The organism is Polaromonas sp. P3_B4 (assembly GCF_056402835.1).
Genome location: NZ_JBFUGQ010000001.1, coordinates 2,862,868 through 2,881,618, shown reverse-complemented (window position 1 = coordinate 2,881,618; position 18,751 = coordinate 2,862,868). Strand labels below are relative to the sequence as shown.

Genomic DNA, 18,751 nt, shown 5'->3' with positions numbered 1-18,751 from the left:
GAATCGCGGGTTTTGTCGCCGGTGAGCGACAACTTCCGCAGATGGCTCGATTAAATCCTTTTAAATCAAAGGCTTAAACCTGTCGCCAACCAGCGACGGCCCACGGCGGCACAGCGACAAACCCAGGTCGAACCGGAGCTCCTGGAACCTTTTTACGGTCTAAACCTTGAAGTGTCCCGGCGTGAGCCCGTGCTTTTGCATCAGGCGGTAAAACTCCGTGCGGTTCCGGTCGGCCAGCCGGGCCGCATCGGCCACGTTGCCGTCCGTCAATTTGAGCAGCCCGACCAGGTAATCCCGCTCGAAGTGTTGCCTGGCTTCCGCATAGGTGAGCACTTGCACGCTGGGTGAGCGCAAGGCCCGCTGCACCAACGCCAGCGGCACCAGCGGGGTGGTGGACAGGGCACAAACCTGCTCCACCACGTTGTAAAGCTGGCGCACGTTGCCTGGCCAGGCGGCCGTGGTCAGGGCCTTGAGGGCCTCGGGTGCGAAACCGCTCAGGCGCTTGTCGTACTTGGCCGCCAGTTTGAGGAGAAAGTGGTTGGCCAGCAACGGGATGTCTTCGCGGCGCTCCGACAGCGGGGGCAAGGTCAGCGTGACGACGTTGAGCCGGTAATAAAGGTCGGCGCGGAACTGGCCCTCAGCCATGGCAGCGTCAAGGTCGCGATGTGTGGCCGAGATGATGCGCACATCCACCGGAATCGACTGGCTGGAGCCCAGCGGCCGCACTACGCGTTCCTGCAACACGCGCAGCAGCTTGACCTGGAGCGCGGGCGGCATGTCACCGATTTCATCGAGCAGCAAAGTGCCGCCGTCTGCGGCCTGGAAAAGGCCTTTGTGATTGGCCACTGCGTCGGTGAAGGCGCCCTTGACGTGGCCAAACAGCTCGGATTCCAGCAAAGCCTCGGGGATGGCGCCACAGTTCACGGCAATAAAGGGCTTGCTGGCCCGTGCGCCTGCCTGGTGGATGGCCTGGGCCAGCAGCTCCTTGCCGGTGCCGCTTTCACCGCGCAGCAGCACGCTGGCGTCCGACTGCGCCACCATGCGCGCTTCAGCCAGGGCTTCGGCCATGCGGCTTGAGCGGCTGATGATCTGGTTTTGCCAGGCTTCGGGGCTGCCCTGTTTGGCCGGGTTCGCGGGGGCACTCAGCGCCAGCGCCTGGGCAATCTTGTCGAGCAGGCTTTTGCCGTCAAAGGGCTTGGTGAGATAGGTGAACACGCCGCGTTCGGTGGCTTCCACGGCATCAGGAATGGTGCCATGCGCAGTCAGCAAAATCACCGGCAGCGAAGGATGCTGCTGGCGTATGTCGTCGAACAGCGCCAGGCCGTCCCGGCCGGGAAGCCGCACATCGCTGAGTACCAGCTGCGGCCGTTCAATATGAAGCTGCGTCAGCGCCGCTTCGGCCGACGTGACCGCCGTGACGCGATAGCCCGCTGCAGTGAGCCGCATGGTGAGCAGGCGCAGCATGTCGGCGTCATCATCAACGACGAGCAGGTGGGGCGCTGTCAGGGCGGAGTCGCTCATGGCGCGGTGGGGCGGGCCCGGCTGGCAGGGGGGATGGGCGCCGAGGCTGTTGCCGCCGGCTGCCGGCTGGTGAGGCTGCGCTCAATGGCCTTTAGCGCCTCCAGCCGCTCGTTGGTCTGGTCCAGCCTGCGCTGCGCATCGCGCAGTTGCTGGCCTTGTTTGTCAAGCTGCTCTTCCAGGCGGCGCTGTTCGGCATAGCGTGACGCCAGCAGCCTTGCCAGCGGATGCAGCGGCTGGGCATCGGCATTGCCCAATACGCGGGCCAGCAGCTCCTGCGCACGTATCAGTTCGGGCAGCTGCCGCAGTTGGGCCAGCACCAGTGAGAGCTGGAGTTGGGCCTCGGGGCTGGCGGCGTCTCCGAGCCGCCCGGTTTCCTGGGTGAGTTCCGGCGGCTGCATGAGGCGTACGCGCTCGGCGTAAGCCAGCATGCGCAAGGTCATGCCGCTGGCAAAAACGACCGATTCCGGGAGCGGCGCAGGTTGGCTGGCGCTGGCCCGCGCGGCTTCGGCAGCAGAGGCCGCAGCCCGGGCTGCCAGGACGGCTGCGGTGTTGGTGCCACGCTCGGGGGCGGGGCCACCGCTGCTGCACGCGGCCAGCAATGCCGACGTCACCAGGGCCGGCAGCAGGCCGCGCCCGGAGAGGCGGGTCGCAGGCGGAGGGGGAAGAAAATCAGTACTTGGAAACATGAGGAAGCTCTATTCTGAAGTGTGCGCCAGGTTGATCGGGCATCAGGACGATGTTTCCGCCATGTGCGGCAATGTATTCGTGAACGATGGACAGGCCGATACCGCTGCCCCGAACCACGTCGACCGGCTGGCGTTCACCGCGGTAAAAGGGCTCGAAAATCCGTTCGCGGTCGGCCTGCGCCACACCGACGCCCTGATCGTGGATGTCGATGCGGACGAAACCCCGCAGCGGACTCAGTTCCAGCCGGATCTGCCCTTTGGGTGGTGAATAGCGGATGGCGTTGGACAGCAGGTTGGCCAGCGCAGTGCCGATTTTTTCGGGATCGATTTCCATCACAACGGGTTCACCGACGACGCTGACCGTCAGTTCCCGTGCGCGCCACTGCAGGCGCTGCGCGTACACCTGCTCCTCGAGGAGTTGCAACAAGTCGACATTCTGGCGATTCAACTGGCGCGCCTCGAACGCGGCCGTATTAAAGCGCAGCAGGTCTTCAATCTGGCTTTGCAGTACGCCGGTGTTGTGCCTGAGGATTTGCGCTATTTCGCGCTGGTCATTGCTCAGCGTGCCGGCTACGCCGTCTTCCAGCAGCGACACCCCTTCGCGCAGCGATGCCAGCGGTGTTTTGAGTTCGTGCGAAATATGGCGCAGGAAACGCGATTTGTCGGCGTCCAGCTCCACCAGCCGCAGGCGCAGCCAATTCAGCCGCTGCCCCACCAGGGCCAGGTCGGCCGGTCCCTGGATGGTGATGACCTGGTCGAGCCGGTTTTCCCCCAGGCCCACGATGGCGTTCTCCAGGCGCCTGAGCGGCAGCGTGAACCACACGCCGAATGCCAGCGCCATGGCGATAGCCAGCACGATGGCCCAGGTTACCTGCTGGGTCAGCCGCTGGCGGCTGGCCTCAAGTTTGCCTTCCAGCGACCTGTTGCGTTGCTGAATCGCCTGTTGCACCTGCACGGCGATGGCGGCATTGACACTTTCCAGTTCACGGAATTCCTGCGCCAGCTGGCGCTCCCGGTCCAGCGCGGTACCCGCCGGGCCGGTCAGCAGATCGCCGATGCTCTGCATGTGCGCGCGCCATTGCCGGGCTTTGGCAACCGGTACGTCTTCTCGCGCCAGACTGGTCAGGATGCTCGCGGCTTCACGGGCCTCGTCACCGAAGCGCTCACGCAATACCCGGTCATCGAGGACGACCGACTGGCGGGATGTGCGCTCCATCGATACGCTGCGCTCAGCCAGGGACTGCGCCGCGCTGCTGAGTTCGAGGGCACGTGCGGCATTGCTGCGGCTTTGCAGCGAAAGGTCTTCCAGGGTAAACAGCGCCCGCAGCGAGGCGGCGCCCAGCAGGGCAGCAATCAGCAGGAAAGCGATCACCAGAAGTTGCCGGAACGAAAATCGTTGCAGCATGCGTGTCGAGTGCTTGAGCAACGCGGGCGGTCTCAGGCCGCCACGGCGACGTCCTGCGTCAGGACTTCGCCGCGCAGCGAACGCTGCGTGGCCTGGGTGATGGTGATGTCCAGCATCTGGCCGATGAGGCGCGATTGACCCTTGAAGTTGACCACGCGGTTGCACTCCGTGCGGCCCATGAGTTCGGTCGGGTCCTTGCGCGAAGCGCCTTCAACCAGGATGCGCTGCACCGTGCCCTGCCGGCTGGCGCTGATGGCGCGCACGCTGTCGTCAATCGTGGCCTGCAGGTGTTGCAGACGCTTGAGCTTGACCTCGTGCGGTGTGTCGTCATGCAACGCGGCGGCGGGGGTGCCGGGGCGCGGGCTGTAAATGAAGCTGAACGAGGTGTCGTAGCCGATCTCGTCGATCAGCTTCATCATCTTGCCGAAGTCGTCTTCGGTCTCGCCGGGGAAACCCACGATGAAATCGCTGCTCATGGCCAGATCCGGGCGGATGGCGCGCAGCTTGCGGATGGTGCTCTTGTATTCCATGGCGGTGTAGCCGCGCTTCATCGCCATGAGGATGCGGTCGGAGCCATGTTGCACCGGCAGATGCAGGTGGTTTACCAGTTTGGGCAGCTTGGCGTAGGCGTCAATCAGGCGCTGCGTGAACTCGTTGGGGTGGCTGGTGACATAGCGGATGCGTTCGATGCCGGGGATGTCGGACACGTATTCAAGCAGCGTCGCGAAGTCGGCGATCTCGGCCGTGCCACCCATGGGGCCACGGTAAGCGTTGACGTTTTGCCCGAGCAGCGTGACTTCCTTGACGCCCTGGTCGGCCAGACCGGCGACTTCGACCAGCACGTCCTCAAAGGGCCGGGAGACCTCTTCGCCACGGGTGTAGGGCACCACACAGTAGCTGCAGTACTTGGAGCAGCCTTCCATGATGCTCACGAAGGCGCTGGCGCCCTCGACGCGCGCCGGCGGCAGGTGGTCGAATTTTTCGATCTCGGGAAAGCTGATGTCGACCTGCGGCTTGCCCAGCCGGGTCCGGTTGGCCAGCAGCTGCGGCAGGCGGTGCAGGGTTTGCGGGCCGAAGACCACGTCGACATAAGGTGCGCGCTGGATGATGGCCGCGCCTTCCTGGCTGGCTACACAGCCGCCGACGCCGATCAGTACGCCTTTTTCTTTCAGGTGCTTGACGCGACCCAGGTCGCTGAAAACCTTCTCCTGGGCTTTTTCGCGCACGGAGCAGGTATTGAACAGGATCAGGTCGGCCTGTTCCATGTCCTGGGTAGGCTCGTAGCCTTCGGCGGCATGGAGCACGTCGGACATCTTGTCCGAGTCGTACTCGTTCATCTGGCAACCGAAGGTTTTAATGAAGACTTTTTTGCTCATGATGCTGGCTGATTTGCGGTTTGTCCGCGGGCTGATGGCGATTGCTATTAAATTAATAGCTGCTTGCGCCCATGTTTAAAGGGCATCAGACTGATTTTGCTTAAGGCTGTGAGCGTTACTGCTTGTAGGCAGGTAACTGGTCGTACGGCGTCTTGCCGTTGTCCACTGCCTTGGCAGGGGTGCCGCTGCTGAAATTGAACACCGTGCCGGTGCCGCCCGCCCGCTTTTCCTTGGCCTCTTCCGCGTTGAGGATCCAGACCTCATGCACCTCGCCGGTGTTGCTGCGCAGGTAGTTCACCACCAGCTTCTGGTTCAGGAGTGCGCCGGACAACACGAAATTGTTGTTGATGTCGCGTATGCGTGAGCCTACGGAGAGCCTGTCCTGCTTGCCGTCCATGGAGATCACCGGCGGCGCCACCACCACCATTTCGCCGCGGACGGCCTTGGGAGGGAATTTCCGGATGTTGGGTTTGACAGCCTCGGCGGGATCGGTCTGGGCCAGGGCTGGCAGGCTCATCAGGCCGGCAAAAGCAGCCAGCATCATCAGGAGTGCGGCCAGGCGGGAAGTGCAGCGGTTCATGGTATGTGTCCAGAGGCTGTTAATAAATAGGAGAATAACAAAGAACAAAGCCTCAGGGGGAAGGACCCTCTGAGGCTTTGACGCATTCTTGGTGGTCGTAGGTGGACTTGAACCACCGACATCAGCATTATGAATGCTGCGCTCTAACCAACTGAGCTATACGACCGAAACCCAAGATTATATAACACCCCCACGCTCCCCGCTGCGCGTGGTTCGCTGCCCCCCGAGGGGGCCGTTCGCCTGCGGCCCGGCAAAGCCGGTTCCGCGGCTTCTGCTTGGTTTTGGGCCCAATTGGGCCCAATTTCTAGCGGTTTTTGAAGATCGGTTTGCGCTTGTTCACGAAGGCGTCCATGCCTTCTTTCTGGTCTTCGGTGGAGAACAGCGAATGAAACAGGCGCCGCTCGAACATCACGCCGTCGCTGAGGCCGCTTTCAAATGCCCGGTTGAGGGCTTCCTTGGCGGCCATGACGCTGGTCTGGCCGTAGCTGCAGATCATCAGCGCGGCGCCCAGGGCCTCGTCCATGAGCTTTTCCAGCGGCACCACACGGCTGACCAGGCCTGAACGCTCTGCCTCCTGGGCATCCATCATGCGGCCCGTCAGGGTCATGTCCATGGCTTTGGCCTTGCCCACGGCACGGGGCAGGCGCTGTGTGCCGCCAGCACCGGGGATGATGCCCAGCTTGATTTCAGGCTGGCCGAACTTTGCGTTGTCGGCAGCAATGATGAAGTCGCACATCATGGCGAGCTCGCAGCCGCCGCCCAGCGCAAAGCCGCTGACGGCGGCAATCACTGGCTTGCGGATGCTGCGGATTTGCTCCCAGTTGCGGGTGATGTAGTCGTTGTTGTAAACATCGGCAAAACTGTAGGTGGCCATGGCGCCGATGTCGGCGCCTGCGGCAAAGGCCTTTTCGCTGCCGGTCAGGATGATGCAGCCGACGGTCTCATCGGCATCAAACGCCTTGAGGGCCCGGCCCAGCTCATCCATGAGCTGGTCGTTCAATGCATTGAGTTGCTTGGGCCGGTTCAGCGTGACAATGCCCACCTTGCGGGAGTCCGGGCCTTCGGTGCGGGTCTCAATGGTTTCGTAGGTCGTGGAAGACATGAAATAGGTCCTTTGGCTGGAAATGCGTCCGGCAATGATGCCACGGGCTCGTGGCCGCCCATGGCTTGCCGCAATGCTAGATTCGGGAACAGGAGACCGCCGCCATGACTGCTTCCCATCCCGGCCCCGCTGCCGATCCCACCGTGCTGTATGCCATCGATGGTGCCGTGGGCATCCTTACGTTGAACCGCCCTCAGGCGCTGAACAGCTTTACGCGGCAGATGCACCGGGACTTGTGGGTCGCCCTGGACAAGGCGCACTCTGATCCACAGATTCGCGCCCTGGTCATCACTGGCGCCGGCCGCGGGTTTTGTGCCGGTGCCGACCTGTCCGAATTCGATTTCGCGCCCGGCCCCAACCTGGTTGAGCGTGCCAACCCAGGTCCCGTCATTGACCAGGCCTTCAACCCCACGGCCCGCAAACTGCTGGGGCTGCGCATGCCGACGGTGGCAGCCGTCAACGGCGTGGCCGCAGGTGCCGGCGCATCGTTGGCCATGACGTGCGACATGGCCGTGGCCGCCCCGGGCGCCAGTTTCATTCAGGCATTCAGCAAGATCGGATTGGCGCCCGATGCGGGCAGCAGCTGGCTGCTGGTGCAAAAGCTGGGGCTGGCGCGCGCCATGGGGCTGGCGTTGACAGGGGACAAATTGCCGGCGGCGCAGGCGCTGGAGTGGGGCTTGATCTGGCAGGTAGCGGACGACCCCGTGGCGGCGGCTGTTGCCTTGGCGCAGCGGCTGGCCAGCCTGCCGACTCTGGCGCTGGTGGCCACCCGTCAGCTGATGCGTGAAGGCGCCACACGCACGCTGCATCAGCAACTCGATGCGGAACGCGACATGCAGGCCGCCCTGGGGCGCAGCCACGATTACATGGAAGGCGTGACGGCCTTTCTTGAAAAGCGTCCCGCGGTATTCAAGGGCGAATAACCTTCTGAAGAAGTGAGTCGCGCCAGGCCGGGTCAGGTCTTCTGGCCGAGCCAGTGGTCCATCAGCGCGGCATCCCGTACCGCCAGGCGCCAGGTGGTCAGTGCGGGCGGCATGGACAGCTCCAGCCGCAGCAGTCGTTTGTCGCGTGCGACCAGGGCAATGACTTTTTTGGCCGTGCCTGCGTAGTGCAGCAGGTCATCGAGCCGGTTCATGCGCCAACCGCCCTCCGGCTGCCGTGCGCCTGCGGCAATGGGTTCCACCGCCAGCCATTCATCTCCCGCCGCAAACCCGGCACGCTCGGCAGCGCCGCCGCGCAGCACGGTCTTGACCTGCACCACGCCCTGGTTTTCGCTGGCGCGCAATCCCAGCCGCTGGGCCAGTTGCGCAGGTTCTTCGGCGACAGTCACGCCATGCTGTTCCAGCAAGGCCTTGAGCGGGAGTTCTTCGCGTCCGTGCACCCATTGGGCCAGCTCGGCGGCAAACGGGCGGTGTCCTGCGGCTGCAAGCTCCTCTGCAAAATCTGCCTCGCGCAGGGGGCCGGCTTTACAGCGCTGCCAGAGTGCGCGCATCACGTTGTCCAGTGTCGCGCCCCCGGCAGCTCCGCCTTCTGCCCGAAGCGTCAGATCAAAACACAGCGCCACCAGCGCTCCCTTGGTGTAGTAGCTCACGGTGGCGTTGGGCGTATTTTCATCCTGCCGGTAATACTTCACCCAGGCATCGAAGCTCGCCTGGGCGACGGACTGAACCAGCCGGCCCGGGGTCTGCATGACCTGGTTGATGGTCTTGTTGAGCAGCTTGAGGTAGCCGGCGTTGTCCAGCAGGCCGGCGCGGCGCAGCAGCAGGTCGTCGTAGTAACTGGTGAAGCCCTCAAAAAACCACAACAGCCCGGTGTAATTCTCGGCGCCGTAGTCGTAGTGTTCAAACTCCGCGGGACGCAGCCGCTTGACGTTCCATGTGTGGAAATATTCGTGGCTGATGAGGCCGCGCAGCGTGGTGTAGCCTTCTGCCGTGCGGGATTCACCCAGGCGCGGCAAGTCCTTCCGGTTGCAAATGAGTGCCGTCGAGTTGCGGTGCTCGAGCCCGCCATAGCCGTCGTCCACCGCGTTCAGCATGAAGAGGTAACTCTTGAAGGGAGGCTTTTTCGCGCCATGCCAGAAACGGATCTCCGTTTCGCAAATCTTCTGGGTGTCCGCCAGCAGCCTGGCGCCGTCGAAGCTCGGGGCCGCGCCCGCTACCACCATGCGGTGCGGCACGCCGCGCGCCGTGAAAGTACCGCTCCAGAAAGCGCCCATTTCCACGGGGCAGTCCACCAGCTCGTCGTAATCGGCCGCCAGGTAGGTACCAAACCCATGCTTGTTGACTGCCTGCGGCGTGAGCCCTGTGGCCAGTGACCAGCCCTTGGCGGCTTTCGGCGCAGGGATCTCCAGTACATGCACGGCTTTTTCCTGGCCCTGCACTTTCAGGCACAGGCTGGTGCCGTTGAAAAAGCCGCGATGGGCGTCCAGCCAGGCGCTGCGCACGGAGTTATCGCAGGCGTACACCTCATAGCGCAGTACCAGCGGTCTGGCAGGCGAGCACTGAATCTGCCAGGTGCATTTATCGAGCTGCTCTGCCCTAAGCGGCGTGCGGCCTGTCTGGCGGGCTTCCAGGTTCTGCAGGTTTTTGGAGAATTCCCGCACCAGGTAGCTGCCGGGGATCCACACAGGCAGCGAGACCCTTTGCAAGGCGTCAGGCTGTGCGATCGTGAGAGTCACGCGAAAGAGGTGGGCGTATAGATCGCCTGTTTCGACGCGGTAGTGAAGGGGGGGGGGAGTGTTTTTGGGGGTGCCTGGCATCTTGCGCAAAGAATACTCCACGTCTGCCGCCAGCTGCATGGCGGCGCCCGACGGATCGAGTCGATCGGGCTGTAGGTGCTATGAAAAAAGGAGCTGCTCGCGCAAATGGTGTGCGGGCTGGAGGTCGATTTTGTGTCTAAACAGGGCCTTCTGGCCCGTTTTCAGGGAGTTTTTGCACTGAGCAGCATTTTTTCGACTTCCTGGGCGCTGACCGCGCCTGGCGCGCGGGATCCGTCAGCAAAAATCAGGGTGGGCGTGCCGGTGATATTGTATTTTTGGCCAAACTCGCGGTTTCGCTTGATGGCCGAGATGTCGCATTCGGCAGCCGCAGGCACGGTGTTGCGCAGCATCCAGTCGTTCCATGACTTTGCCTTGTCCTTGGCACACCAGATGTGGCGCGACTTGGCGACGGAGTCCGGTCCGAGCACGGGGTACAGGAAGAGATAAACGGTGACATTGTCGACGTTGGTCAGGTCCCGTTCGAAGTGTTTGCAGTAGCCGCAATTTGGGTCTTCAAACACCGCCAGCTTGCGTTTCCCGTCACCGCGGACAATCTTGAAAGCGTCCTTCAAAGGGAGTTTGTCGAAATCGACTGCGCTGAGTTTCCCGATGCGTTCCTCGGTCAGGTTTTTTTTGTTTTTTACATCGAGAAGTTGACCCTGCAACAGGTAGTTACCTTGCTCGTCGGTATAGAAAATTTCGAAGCCAATACGTACCTCATAGAGGCCGTTCATCGGTGTTTTGGTGACTTCATCGATTTTTGCAAAAGCCGGAAATTTCTCGGACAGGTTTTTGCGGATGACGGCTTCCTGCGCAAAAACAGGAACCAGGCTGAACGCCGCCAGACTGAGCAGGCCGATCAATTTCACTATTTTCATTTCAGTTCCAGTCTGTTTCTCAGTCGTTCATAAACCCGCTGCTTGCCGCGTCAGCCAGGCCTTGAGCAAACCGCTGCGCTCGAACCCCTTCATGCCCCAATTGCGCAGGGCCTGCCAGCGCCCATCGGTTTGCGCAAAAATGCCGTGCAAACCGTCGGTGACCGCGCCCATTGCCGCTACGTCGGCCTTGCGGGCCCTTTCGTAGCGCCGCAGCAGTTTTTCATCACCCAATCCGCGCCAATACTCACGTTGCGAAATCACCTCGGCCAGGCAAGCCGCATCGGCCAGGCCCAGGTTCAAACCTTGACCGGCCAGCGGGTGCACCGTATGCGCTGCATCGCCCGCCAAAGCCCAGCCGGGGCCGACCCAGTGCCCGGCGCTTGACAGGGAAAGCTGCCAGCTTGCCCGCTCGCTCGTCAGGCGCAGGTTGCCTGTCTCTTCGCCGCACACGGCCTTGAGGGTGTTACAAAATTCTTCCGCGGGCATTTTTTCGAGCATGGCGGCCCGCTGTACAGGGACAGACCACACCAGCGCCGCCAAGTTCCCGTTGGCACCCGATAAAGGCAAAAGAGCCAGTATGTCGCCGTGGGTAAACCACTGGCGGGCAATGCCGCCATGGGGCTTGTCCAGCTCAAGCCGTGCTGCGACGGCCTTTTGCGGATAGGGCTTGATGGTCCAGTTGACCGGCCGGATCTGGGCGAACTCATCACGGCTGGCGCTTTTCTGGCCTTCGCAGATTACGTTGAGCGCGGCCTTGGCAGGCGCGTCCACCGTCTCGATTTGCGGCTGGTAGCGAACCGCCTGGCTCAATTGCTGCTCCAGCGCCGGGACCTCCACAATCCAGGCCAGCGCTTCCTGGCCGACACTGCGCGCCGTGAAATCCAGCTTGCCGCCGTTGTCTCCCCAAACCTGCATTTCGACCACCGGCGTGGCAAAGGCCGCGTCGGGCCAGGCGCGCAGGGTTTCCAGCACGCTGCGAGACGCGCTGTTGAGGGCGTAAGCACGCACGTCGGGCATGGTGTGCATCCCCGGCGGCCTTTCAGGCCTGGTGACCAAAGCTACGCGCAGGCGCTCGCGCGCCAGCAGCAGGGCCAGCGTGCGGCCTACCACACCATCGCCGCGAATACAGACATCAAAGGTCTTGGACATGGCCCATTTTAGGAGGCAGGGCAAAATTGACGTCTTGGGCAAACAATTACTGCGCGGTTTCTGGCCGTGCATCTGAACCTAAAGGCTTGAAAAGTGAGCGATCCATTGAACGAAACATTACCGGCCGACGCACCTTCTGACCTCAGGGCCGTGATTTCGCGCCTTTATGTGTATCCGGTGAAATCCTGTGCCGGCGTGCAGGTGCAGGAAGCCCTGCTGACTGAAACCGGGCTGGAATTTGACCGTGCCTGGATGGTGGTGGACAGCAAGGGCGAATTTCTGACCCAGCGTGAATTGCCGCGCATGGCATTGATCAGGCCCCAGCTGAGGTACCACGACATGGTGCTGCGTGCGCCCGGCATGCTGGCCCTTCACATTGCGCTGGACCAGGTGGAAGAGCCCGTTCGCGTGCAGGTCTGGAAAGACGAAGTCCAGGCGTATGACATGGGTGCCATCGCGGCGCAATGGTTCACCGACTTCCTGGGCCAGACTGCACGCCTGGTGCGGTTTGACCCCGAACACAAGCGGGTTTGCAGTCCGCAGTGGACCGGCGATGTGGAAGCGCTTAACCAGTTCAGCGACGGTTACCCGTTGCTGGTACTCAGCGAAGCCTCATTGGTGCATTTCAACGAAAAGCTGGTGGCCGCCGGCACTTCCGCGGTGGGCATGGAGCGCTTTCGTCCAAACATCGTCCTGGGCGATGCCGCTGGTGCCGACAGTCTGGCGCCGCACGATGAGGACCGTATTGAGGTACTGCAGGTTGCCACGGCGCAAGGCGTGGTCCAGCTCAAGCCGGTCAAGCCCTGTCCGCGTTGCCCGATTCCGAATATCGATCCCGCGACGGCTGTCAGCAGCCCGGAAGTGGGCGACATGCTGCAAACCTATCGCCAGGATGCGCGGGTGAACGGTGCGCTGACGTTCGGCATGAATGCCATTGTGCTGACGGGCATTGACCACCAGCTCAAGGTGGGCCAGCCGGTGGGTGCGAGTTATCAGTTTGAATGACTTTTGACCGCCCGCAGGGGCGGCGTGGCGTGGGCGGCCGTGGACGCAGGGAGCGCCTCCGGCGCCTGCGGACCGCTTGAGAGGCTGTCCAGCGTTGATTCGGCGTCCAGCGGCATGGGGTGTGTCAACTCCGGTTCGAGAAAGCGGATGGGGCGGCGGGTGCGAGCCGCCATGCTGTGCAGCAGGTCGGCCAGGGCCGTGGAAATTTCCTCGTGGCTGCCAAGGCGCTCGCTCAACAGCACGCCCGCGACATGAAATTGCAGAACGACCTCCGGTTTCAGACCCTTGAGCGGCATGAGGCCGGCCGCGATCAGGCGTGCCGCCAGGTCGGTGACTGGTGGGCGTGATGCGACGCCTTCAAGAATGAGGCCGAAGCGCGCCTCGTCGATGCGCCCCACGGTGTTGACATCGCGCAGAAGCCGGCGCAACTTGATCACGCTTCGCAGCAGGCTTTGCTCGGCCACCGCTGTGCCCCAGGTTTTCTTGATATACCGGTAATTGACCAGCTCGATGTACACCACGGCCGCCGGCTCCTTGTGGCGCTGTGCCCGGCCCACCACCTGTTTGAAGCGGTCGTGGAAAAGATGTGCGGCAAGCAGGCCGGTGAGGGCGTCCTGGCTGGACATGGCCTGCTCGCGCGCTTCCACTGCGTGGCGCTCATGTGAACGCGTGTTCAGCGCCACCAGCAGCAGGGGCACCTCAATGGTCAGCGCTGCCATCAGGCCGTAATGAGACAGCCACGACAGGGAAAACAGGCCCAGGATGCTGATGACGGTGAGGAGCGTTACCAGCCCCAGCGGGGAAAAAGCCGCCAGTACCCAGAAACCCACGACATCGTGGCGCCGCCACGTCATGTAGGCCCGGCTTGTTCCCAGTGCGACAACGGCAACCAGGTAAGTCGCGAGGAGGCCTATGCCCAGGCCGCGCTCCAGCACGAGATAGGCCAGCGCCAGCGGCGCTCCGGCCATGCCTGTCCAGTAGGCCAGCCGCTCAAACCACTTGTGGCGTGAACCGGTGCCGCACAGGTGATGCACGACCAGCAGCGCCGAGCCGCCGCCCAGGATGGCGAGGAAGCCCTGCGCCATGTTGTTCCAGGTGCTGAAGTTGCCCCAGAGGAAATGGCCTGCCACTCCCGTCCACGCCGCTACGACGAGGGCCATGATGACGGCGTACACGGAATACCACCCATAGGCCCGGTCGCTGTAAACCCAGCTCTGGACAACGCAGGCAATGATCAACAGCACCAGTGCGCCGAATACCACGCCAATCGCGAGGTATTCCAGCTGAAGTCGCTGCGTCAGGTTGCCTCGCGTGCTGACCCGAACCGGAATGCTGACCTCCGTCTGGTGCTGTATACGCACATACACGTCATGCACGCCGTTGTCCGGCAGGTTCAGGCGGAAATGCCCGTAACGGCCGGGTTCCGGCCAGCTGGAGACAGGCACGGTGTCCCCGGCAGTTTCGGCAATCCACCCTCCCGACGGTGCACGCTGGTACACCGTCGCCAGGTCCAGCAGGGGCAGGGGAAACTCAAGCAACCAGTCCTGGCGCGAGCCGGATGACCTGGCAAAACGGTAATGCAGCCAGAGCGCCGCGTGCGGGCCGAGCGAATGCACCGTATCGGCAACCGAGGGGACGAACAAGGCCCCTGGATGGCCGCCGGCCAATTGGTCGATGCCGGCCTGGCCGTCGCTGTCAATCCATGTCAAACTCGCTGCAGCCACGTCCAGGGTCGGCTTGGCGTCGTTTAAAGCCACGATGGGCTGGGCCTGCGCAGGATGCGCCAGAACACCCAAAAAACCGGCCAGCACAAAGATGGCGAATGCCTGCCACAAAGCGCTCCAACCCCGGCCGGGCGCGCATCGAATACACTTCTCAGCCTGTTTTTGAAGGTTTCTCATGAGTTTGAAGTGCGGCATTGTAGGCTTGCCTAACGTCGGTAAATCCACCCTTTTCAATGCGTTGACCAAAGCGGGGATCGCGGCTGAAAACTACCCCTTTTGCACCATTGAGCCCAATGTTGGCATCGTGGAAGTGCCCGACCCGAGGTTGGCGCAATTGGCTGAAATCGTCAAGCCTGAACGCATTGTTCCGGCGATCGTCGAGTTTGTGGACATTGCAGGCCTGGTGGCGGGCGCCAGTACGGGCGAGGGACTGGGAAACAAGTTCCTGGCCCATATCCGCGAAACCGACGCCACAGTTAATGTGGTGCGTTGCTTTGAAGATGACAACGTGATCCACGTTGCCGGCAAGGTGGACCCGATTTCCGACATCGAAGTCATCCAGACGGAGCTTTGTCTGGCCGACCTGGCAGCAGTTGAAAAAGCCCTGCACCGCGTGACCAAGACGGCTCGCTCGGGCGACAAGGAGTCTGTCAAGCTGGTTGCCATCCTGGAGAAATGCCAGGCCGCGCTCAATGAAGGCAAGCCGGTGCGCACTGTGGACTTCAGCAAGGAAGAACTGCCGCTGCTCGGCCAGTTTTTCCTGATCACCGCCAAGCCGGCCATGTTTGTGGCCAACGTGGCCGAGGACGGGTTTGAGAACAACCCCTTCCTGGACCGCCTCAAGGCTTACGCGGCAGAGCAAAAGGCGCCGGTCGTGGCGATCTGCGCCAAGATGGAAGCCGAGATGGCCGACATGGAGGAAGAGGACAAAAAGATGTTCCTCGCGGAGATCGGCCAGGATGAGCCGGGGCTCAACCGCCTCATCCTGGCGGCATACAAGCTGCTAGGCCTGCAGACCTATTTCACCGCGGGCGTGAAGGAAGTGCGCGCCTGGACCATCCACGTGGGCGACACCGGCCCGCAAGCCGCGGGCGTCATTCACACCGATTTTGAAAAGGGCTACATCCGCGCCCAGACGATTGCGTTTGCCGATTTCATCGCCTACAAAGGCGAGCAGGGCGCCAAAGATGCCGGCAAGATGCGCAGTGAAGGCAAGGAATACGTTGTGAAGGATGGCGACGTGATGAACTTCCTGTTCAGCAGCTGAGTTGCCAGGGCCCCCGGGTAACCTGGGGCCGATTTACTGCGAGGCCTGGACATCACGGTGGCGGCATCATGGAAGAAGTCGCGCCACAATACCTCACGACGACCCGCACCATCGGGTGGCGGCCCCGTTACCGGCTTGCCAGAGCAGGCCATCCCCCCCGAAACCCTCGCTTTGAGAAAGAAAGAGAACACCATGTCCATCCAGCGCATCGAAACCGGCCCACGCATGTCCCAAGCCGTTATCCATAACAAAACCGTTTACCTGGCAGGCCAGGTGGCCGGCAACGATGCCGGCTCCGGCGTGTACGAGCAGACTCTCAGCATCCTGGCCAATATCGACCGCCTGTTGGCAGCAGCCGGCAGCGACAAGTCGCTTCTGCTCAGTGCCACCATCTGGTTGACCGATATGGACAGCTTCGGTGAAATGAACCGTGCCTGGGAAACCTGGGTGGTGCCCGGCGCCACGCCCGCACGTGCCACGGTCATGAGCCCGCGCCTGGCTGCGCCGCAGTACCACGTGGAAATCGGTGTGGTGGCGGCCCAAGGCTGATCTCTCATCCACGCTTGACCCGCCATGAAGGCCACGCCGCGATGACAGAACCCGTTCGCCTTGCCAAACGCCTGGCTGAAATGCTGTCCTGTTCACGCCGCGAAGCCGAGCAGTACATCGAAGGCGGGTGGGTTACTGTTGACGGGGTGACTGTCGAAGAGCCCCAGTTCCGGGTGTCGGACCAGGCCATCGTGCTGGACAAGGATGCGAGCCTGCTGGCGATGACGCCGGTGACTTTGCTGCTGCACAAGCCGGCCGGTCAGGACGCGAGTTCCGATGGCGGCGCGGCGCAGGTGGCCCGGTTGCTGTCGGCCGCCACGCAATCGCCCGACGACCGCTCCGGCATCCGGCCGCTCAGGAAGCATTTCTCCACGGCGGAACTGGTGACGCCGCTGGCAACACCTGCCAGCGGATTGGTCGTGCTGACGCAGGACTGGCGCGTGGTGCGCAAGCTGCGCGAAGATACGCGCGTGATGGAGCATGAAGTGATCGTCGATGTCAGCGGTGACATCAAACCCGGCGGGCTGGACCGGCTGAACCGGGTTGACCACGGGTTTACCTTCAAGGGTGTTTTGTTGCCGCCGGCCAAGGTGAGCTGGCAAAGTGAAAAGCGCTTGCGCTTTGCCCTCAAGGGTGAAGTCCCGGGGCAGATTGCCTACATGTGCGAGAGCGTTGGCCTTCAGGTGCAAGGCATGAAACGGCTGCGTATCGGCCGTGTGGCGATGAGCCAGCTGCAACCCGGTCAGTGGCGCTACCTGCTGCCACATGAGCGCTTCTGATCCTTCTTCTGGTGCCTAGCCGGTCACCACGCCTGGGAAGGCCCAGATCAGGCTGCCGGTCATCAAAAAGTAGCGCAAAAATTTGCCGACCGCCATGTAAGCCAGGCAGGGCCAGAACGGAAACTTGAGCCAACCCGCGACCGCGCACAGCGGATCTCCGACCACCGGCAACCAGGCCAGCAGGCAGGCTTTCGGGCCGAGTTTCTCCAGCCATCGCACTGCACGGCCGTGATGCGATGAATGCTGGTATTTGTCCACCACCTTGTGGGCGCCGTAACCCATCCACCAGTCCAGCGCGCCGCCCAGCGTGTTGCCTGCAGTTGCTACCAGCACCGCGGGCCAGAACATGGCGGGGTTGAGCTTGACCAGGCCGAAGACCACCGGCTCCGAGCCCAGCGGCAACAGCGTGGCCGAGATGAAGGAAACCACAAATACCGTGCTCAAACCGTATTCGGGCAGGGCCAAAAGTTCTATCAGGCGGTGAATCCAGGCTTCCATATATCTATTTGAGTATAGGCAAGACGGGCCAGCCACCGTGTCGGGAAGACGCTTACAACTCCGTGTGCAAATTTCAATTGCTGAAATTTTGAGCAGGTACAATCGTGCCTCCTTTTTCAGCAACCTCGCAGCGCTCACTTCCCATGAACATCGGCCCCTACGCTTTGGCAAACAATTTGTTTGTCGCGCCCATGGCCGGTGTCACGGACAGGCCGTTCCGCCAGCTCAGCAAGAAGCTCGGTGCGGGCTATGCGGTCAGCGAGATGGTGACCTCTCGCCGCGACCTGTGGAACACACTGAAGACCTCTCGTCGAGCCAACCACGAGGGTGAGGCCGCGCCGATCGCTGTGCAGATCGCCGGCACCGACGCGCAGATGATGGCCGAGGCCGCCGCCTACAACATCGACCGCGGCGCGCAGATCATCGACATCAACATGGGCTGCCCGGCCAAGAAGGTTTGCAACAAGTGGGCGGGCTCGGCGCTGATGCAGGACGAGCCCCTGGCGCTGCAGATCGTGGAGGCCGTGGTCGCCGCCTGCGTGCCGCACGGCGTGCCGGTCACGCTCAAGATGCGCACCGGCTGGTGCCAGGCTGAAAAGAACGCCCTGGCGATTGCCCGCGCCGCCGAAAGCGCCGGCGTGCAGATGATCACCGTGCATGGCCGCACGCGCGAGCAGGGCTACAAAGGGTATGCCGAGTACGACACGATTGCCGCCGTGAAAACCGCGCTGCGTATTCCGGTGGTGGCCAACGGTGACATCACCAGCCCTGAAAAGGCCCGCGATGTGCTGGCTTACACCGGCGCTGACGCCGTGATGATCGGCCGTGCAGCGCAGGGGCGTCCGTGGATTTTTCGCGAGATTTCGCATTTCCTTTCAAGCGGCACGCATCTTGCGCCGCCGCTGGTGGCAGAAGTCGAACGCCTGCTGCTGGACCATTTGCGCGACCACTACGATTTGTACGGTGAATACACCGGCGTGCGCACGGCGCGCAAACACATCGGCTGGTATGTGAAGACCTTGCCCGGCGGTGAGGGGTTTCGCGCGCAGATGAACCTGCTGGAAGACTGCGAAGCGCAACTGAAGGCGGTGAGTGCTTTTTTTGAGGAGCTGGGCGCGCAGATGGACCGGATTCCGGCCGCTGCCGCCGAGGTGGATGACGAGGGTGCGCCTATGCAGGCACGGGCGGACAAAGATAAAAATCAGGAAAATCAGGAAGAAGCTGCTGCATGAGCAAAAAACATATCGAAGAGTGCGTACGCACCAGCCTGGAAGGCTATTTCAAGGACCTGCGTGGCACCGAGCCCGACGGCATGTACGAGATGATGGTCAAGGTGGTGGAAAAACCGCTGCTGGAAGTTGTCATGCAACATGCCGAGCAAAACCAGTCGCGCGCCGCCGAATGGCTGGGCCTGAACCGCAACACCCTGCGCAAGAAGCTGGTTGAGCACAAGCTCATCAAATAAAAAACACGC

The 18,751-nt window shown here is 62.3% G+C and carries 18 protein-coding genes and 1 tRNA gene; 7 read left to right on the top strand and 12 right to left on the bottom strand.

Going from position 1 to position 18,751, the window contains the following annotated elements:
- Positions 1-159: 159 nt before the first annotated feature.
- The 7 genes from AC1DVV_RS13730 to AC1DVV_RS13700 form a co-directional block, all read right to left on the bottom strand.
- Positions 160-1,521, bottom strand: coding sequence for a sigma 54-interacting transcriptional regulator (locus AC1DVV_RS13730; protein WP_457281057.1), 1,362 nt, complete (start codon positions 1,519-1,521; stop codon positions 160-162).
- Positions 1,518-2,207 carry a hypothetical protein gene (locus AC1DVV_RS13725; RefSeq protein ID WP_457281056.1) on the bottom strand — a complete coding sequence of 230 codons (690 nt, stop codon included), beginning with the start codon at positions 2,205-2,207 and terminating at the stop codon, positions 1,518-1,520. The genes AC1DVV_RS13730 and AC1DVV_RS13725 overlap by 4 nt, the downstream gene beginning before the upstream one ends.
- Positions 2,191-3,612, bottom strand: a complete 1,422-nt coding sequence (locus AC1DVV_RS13720; RefSeq protein ID WP_477666637.1) for a sensor histidine kinase — start codon at positions 3,610-3,612, stop codon at positions 2,191-2,193. Before AC1DVV_RS13720 ends, AC1DVV_RS13725 begins: the two co-directional genes overlap by 17 nt.
- Positions 3,613-3,644: 32 nt before the next feature.
- Positions 3,645-4,988: a tRNA (N6-isopentenyl adenosine(37)-C2)-methylthiotransferase MiaB gene (miaB, locus tag AC1DVV_RS13715; protein ID WP_477702079.1), complete on the bottom strand. Its 1,344-nt coding sequence runs from the start codon at positions 4,986-4,988 to the stop codon at positions 3,645-3,647.
- Positions 4,989-5,103: 115 nt separating this feature from the next.
- Positions 5,104-5,568 (bottom strand): hypothetical protein, encoded by a 465-nt coding sequence (locus AC1DVV_RS13710; protein ID WP_457281053.1) that lies wholly within the window; start codon positions 5,566-5,568, stop codon positions 5,104-5,106.
- Positions 5,569-5,657: 89 nt separating this feature from the next.
- A tRNA-Met gene (locus tag AC1DVV_RS13705) sits at positions 5,658-5,734 on the bottom strand.
- A gap of 138 nt (positions 5,735-5,872) precedes the next feature.
- Positions 5,873-6,670: an enoyl-CoA hydratase gene (locus AC1DVV_RS13700; protein ID WP_457281052.1), complete on the bottom strand. Its 798-nt coding sequence runs from the start codon at positions 6,668-6,670 to the stop codon at positions 5,873-5,875.
- 104 nt (positions 6,671-6,774) lie between these two features.
- Here AC1DVV_RS13700 and AC1DVV_RS13695 point away from each other — a divergent pair, with 104 nt between their 5' ends.
- A complete protein-coding gene (locus tag AC1DVV_RS13695; RefSeq protein ID WP_457281051.1) occupies positions 6,775-7,593 on the top strand; it encodes an enoyl-CoA hydratase-related protein in 819 nt (272 codons plus the stop codon).
- A 32-nt stretch (positions 7,594-7,625) separates the two neighbouring features.
- On the opposite strand, the gene AC1DVV_RS13690 is transcribed toward AC1DVV_RS13695, so the two are convergent.
- The 3 genes from AC1DVV_RS13690 to AC1DVV_RS13680 form a co-directional block, all read right to left on the bottom strand.
- Positions 7,626-9,428: a M61 family metallopeptidase gene (locus AC1DVV_RS13690; protein WP_477690297.1), complete on the bottom strand. Its 1,803-nt coding sequence runs from the start codon at positions 9,426-9,428 to the stop codon at positions 7,626-7,628.
- A gap of 161 nt (positions 9,429-9,589) precedes the next feature.
- Positions 9,590-10,306, bottom strand: coding sequence for a DsbC family protein (locus tag AC1DVV_RS13685; protein ID WP_457281050.1), 717 nt, complete (start codon positions 10,304-10,306; stop codon positions 9,590-9,592).
- Between the two features lie 27 nt (positions 10,307-10,333).
- Positions 10,334-11,455: an FAD-dependent monooxygenase gene (locus AC1DVV_RS13680; RefSeq protein WP_457281049.1), complete on the bottom strand. Its 1,122-nt coding sequence runs from the start codon at positions 11,453-11,455 to the stop codon at positions 10,334-10,336.
- A gap of 93 nt (positions 11,456-11,548) precedes the next feature.
- Between AC1DVV_RS13680 and AC1DVV_RS13675 the strand changes: the two genes are divergently transcribed.
- The gene (locus tag AC1DVV_RS13675; RefSeq protein WP_457281048.1) at positions 11,549-12,460 is read left to right on the top strand and encodes an MOSC domain-containing protein; all 912 of its coding nucleotides are present in this window, start codon (positions 11,549-11,551) and stop codon (positions 12,458-12,460) included.
- Here AC1DVV_RS13675 and AC1DVV_RS13670 read toward each other — a convergent pair.
- Positions 12,448-14,295: a sensor domain-containing diguanylate cyclase gene (locus tag AC1DVV_RS13670; RefSeq protein ID WP_477666639.1), complete on the bottom strand. Its 1,848-nt coding sequence runs from the start codon at positions 14,293-14,295 to the stop codon at positions 12,448-12,450. The two genes, AC1DVV_RS13675 and AC1DVV_RS13670, sit on opposite strands and share 13 nt — an antisense overlap.
- Before the next feature lie 64 nt (positions 14,296-14,359).
- On the opposite strand from AC1DVV_RS13670, the gene ychF reads away from it, so the two are divergent.
- The 3 genes from ychF (at position 14,360) to AC1DVV_RS13655 (ending at position 16,779) form a co-directional block, all read left to right on the top strand.
- The gene (gene ychF, locus AC1DVV_RS13665) at positions 14,360-15,451 is read left to right on the top strand and encodes a redox-regulated ATPase YchF (protein WP_457281046.1); all 1,092 of its coding nucleotides are present in this window, start codon (positions 14,360-14,362) and stop codon (positions 15,449-15,451) included.
- Between the two features lie 192 nt (positions 15,452-15,643).
- Positions 15,644-16,000: a RidA family protein gene (locus tag AC1DVV_RS13660; RefSeq protein ID WP_457281045.1), complete on the top strand. Its 357-nt coding sequence runs from the start codon at positions 15,644-15,646 to the stop codon at positions 15,998-16,000.
- A gap of 41 nt (positions 16,001-16,041) precedes the next feature.
- Positions 16,042-16,779: an rRNA pseudouridine synthase gene (locus AC1DVV_RS13655; RefSeq protein ID WP_457281044.1), complete on the top strand. Its 738-nt coding sequence runs from the start codon at positions 16,042-16,044 to the stop codon at positions 16,777-16,779.
- A gap of 15 nt (positions 16,780-16,794) precedes the next feature.
- Here AC1DVV_RS13655 and AC1DVV_RS13650 read toward each other — a convergent pair whose 3' ends face one another.
- Positions 16,795-17,277 carry a YqaA family protein gene (locus AC1DVV_RS13650; protein ID WP_457281043.1) on the bottom strand — a complete coding sequence of 161 codons (483 nt, stop codon included), beginning with the start codon at positions 17,275-17,277 and terminating at the stop codon, positions 16,795-16,797.
- A gap of 143 nt (positions 17,278-17,420) precedes the next feature.
- Between AC1DVV_RS13650 and dusB the strand changes: the two genes are divergently transcribed.
- Together dusB and AC1DVV_RS13640 are read left to right on the top strand one after the other, a co-directional pair.
- Positions 17,421-18,509, top strand: coding sequence for a tRNA dihydrouridine synthase DusB (gene dusB, locus AC1DVV_RS13645; protein WP_457281639.1), 1,089 nt, complete (start codon positions 17,421-17,423; stop codon positions 18,507-18,509).
- Positions 18,506-18,742: a Fis family transcriptional regulator gene (locus AC1DVV_RS13640; protein WP_348047983.1), complete on the top strand. Its 237-nt coding sequence runs from the start codon at positions 18,506-18,508 to the stop codon at positions 18,740-18,742. The genes dusB and AC1DVV_RS13640 overlap by 4 nt, the downstream gene beginning before the upstream one ends.
- Positions 18,743-18,751 lie beyond the last annotated feature (9 nt).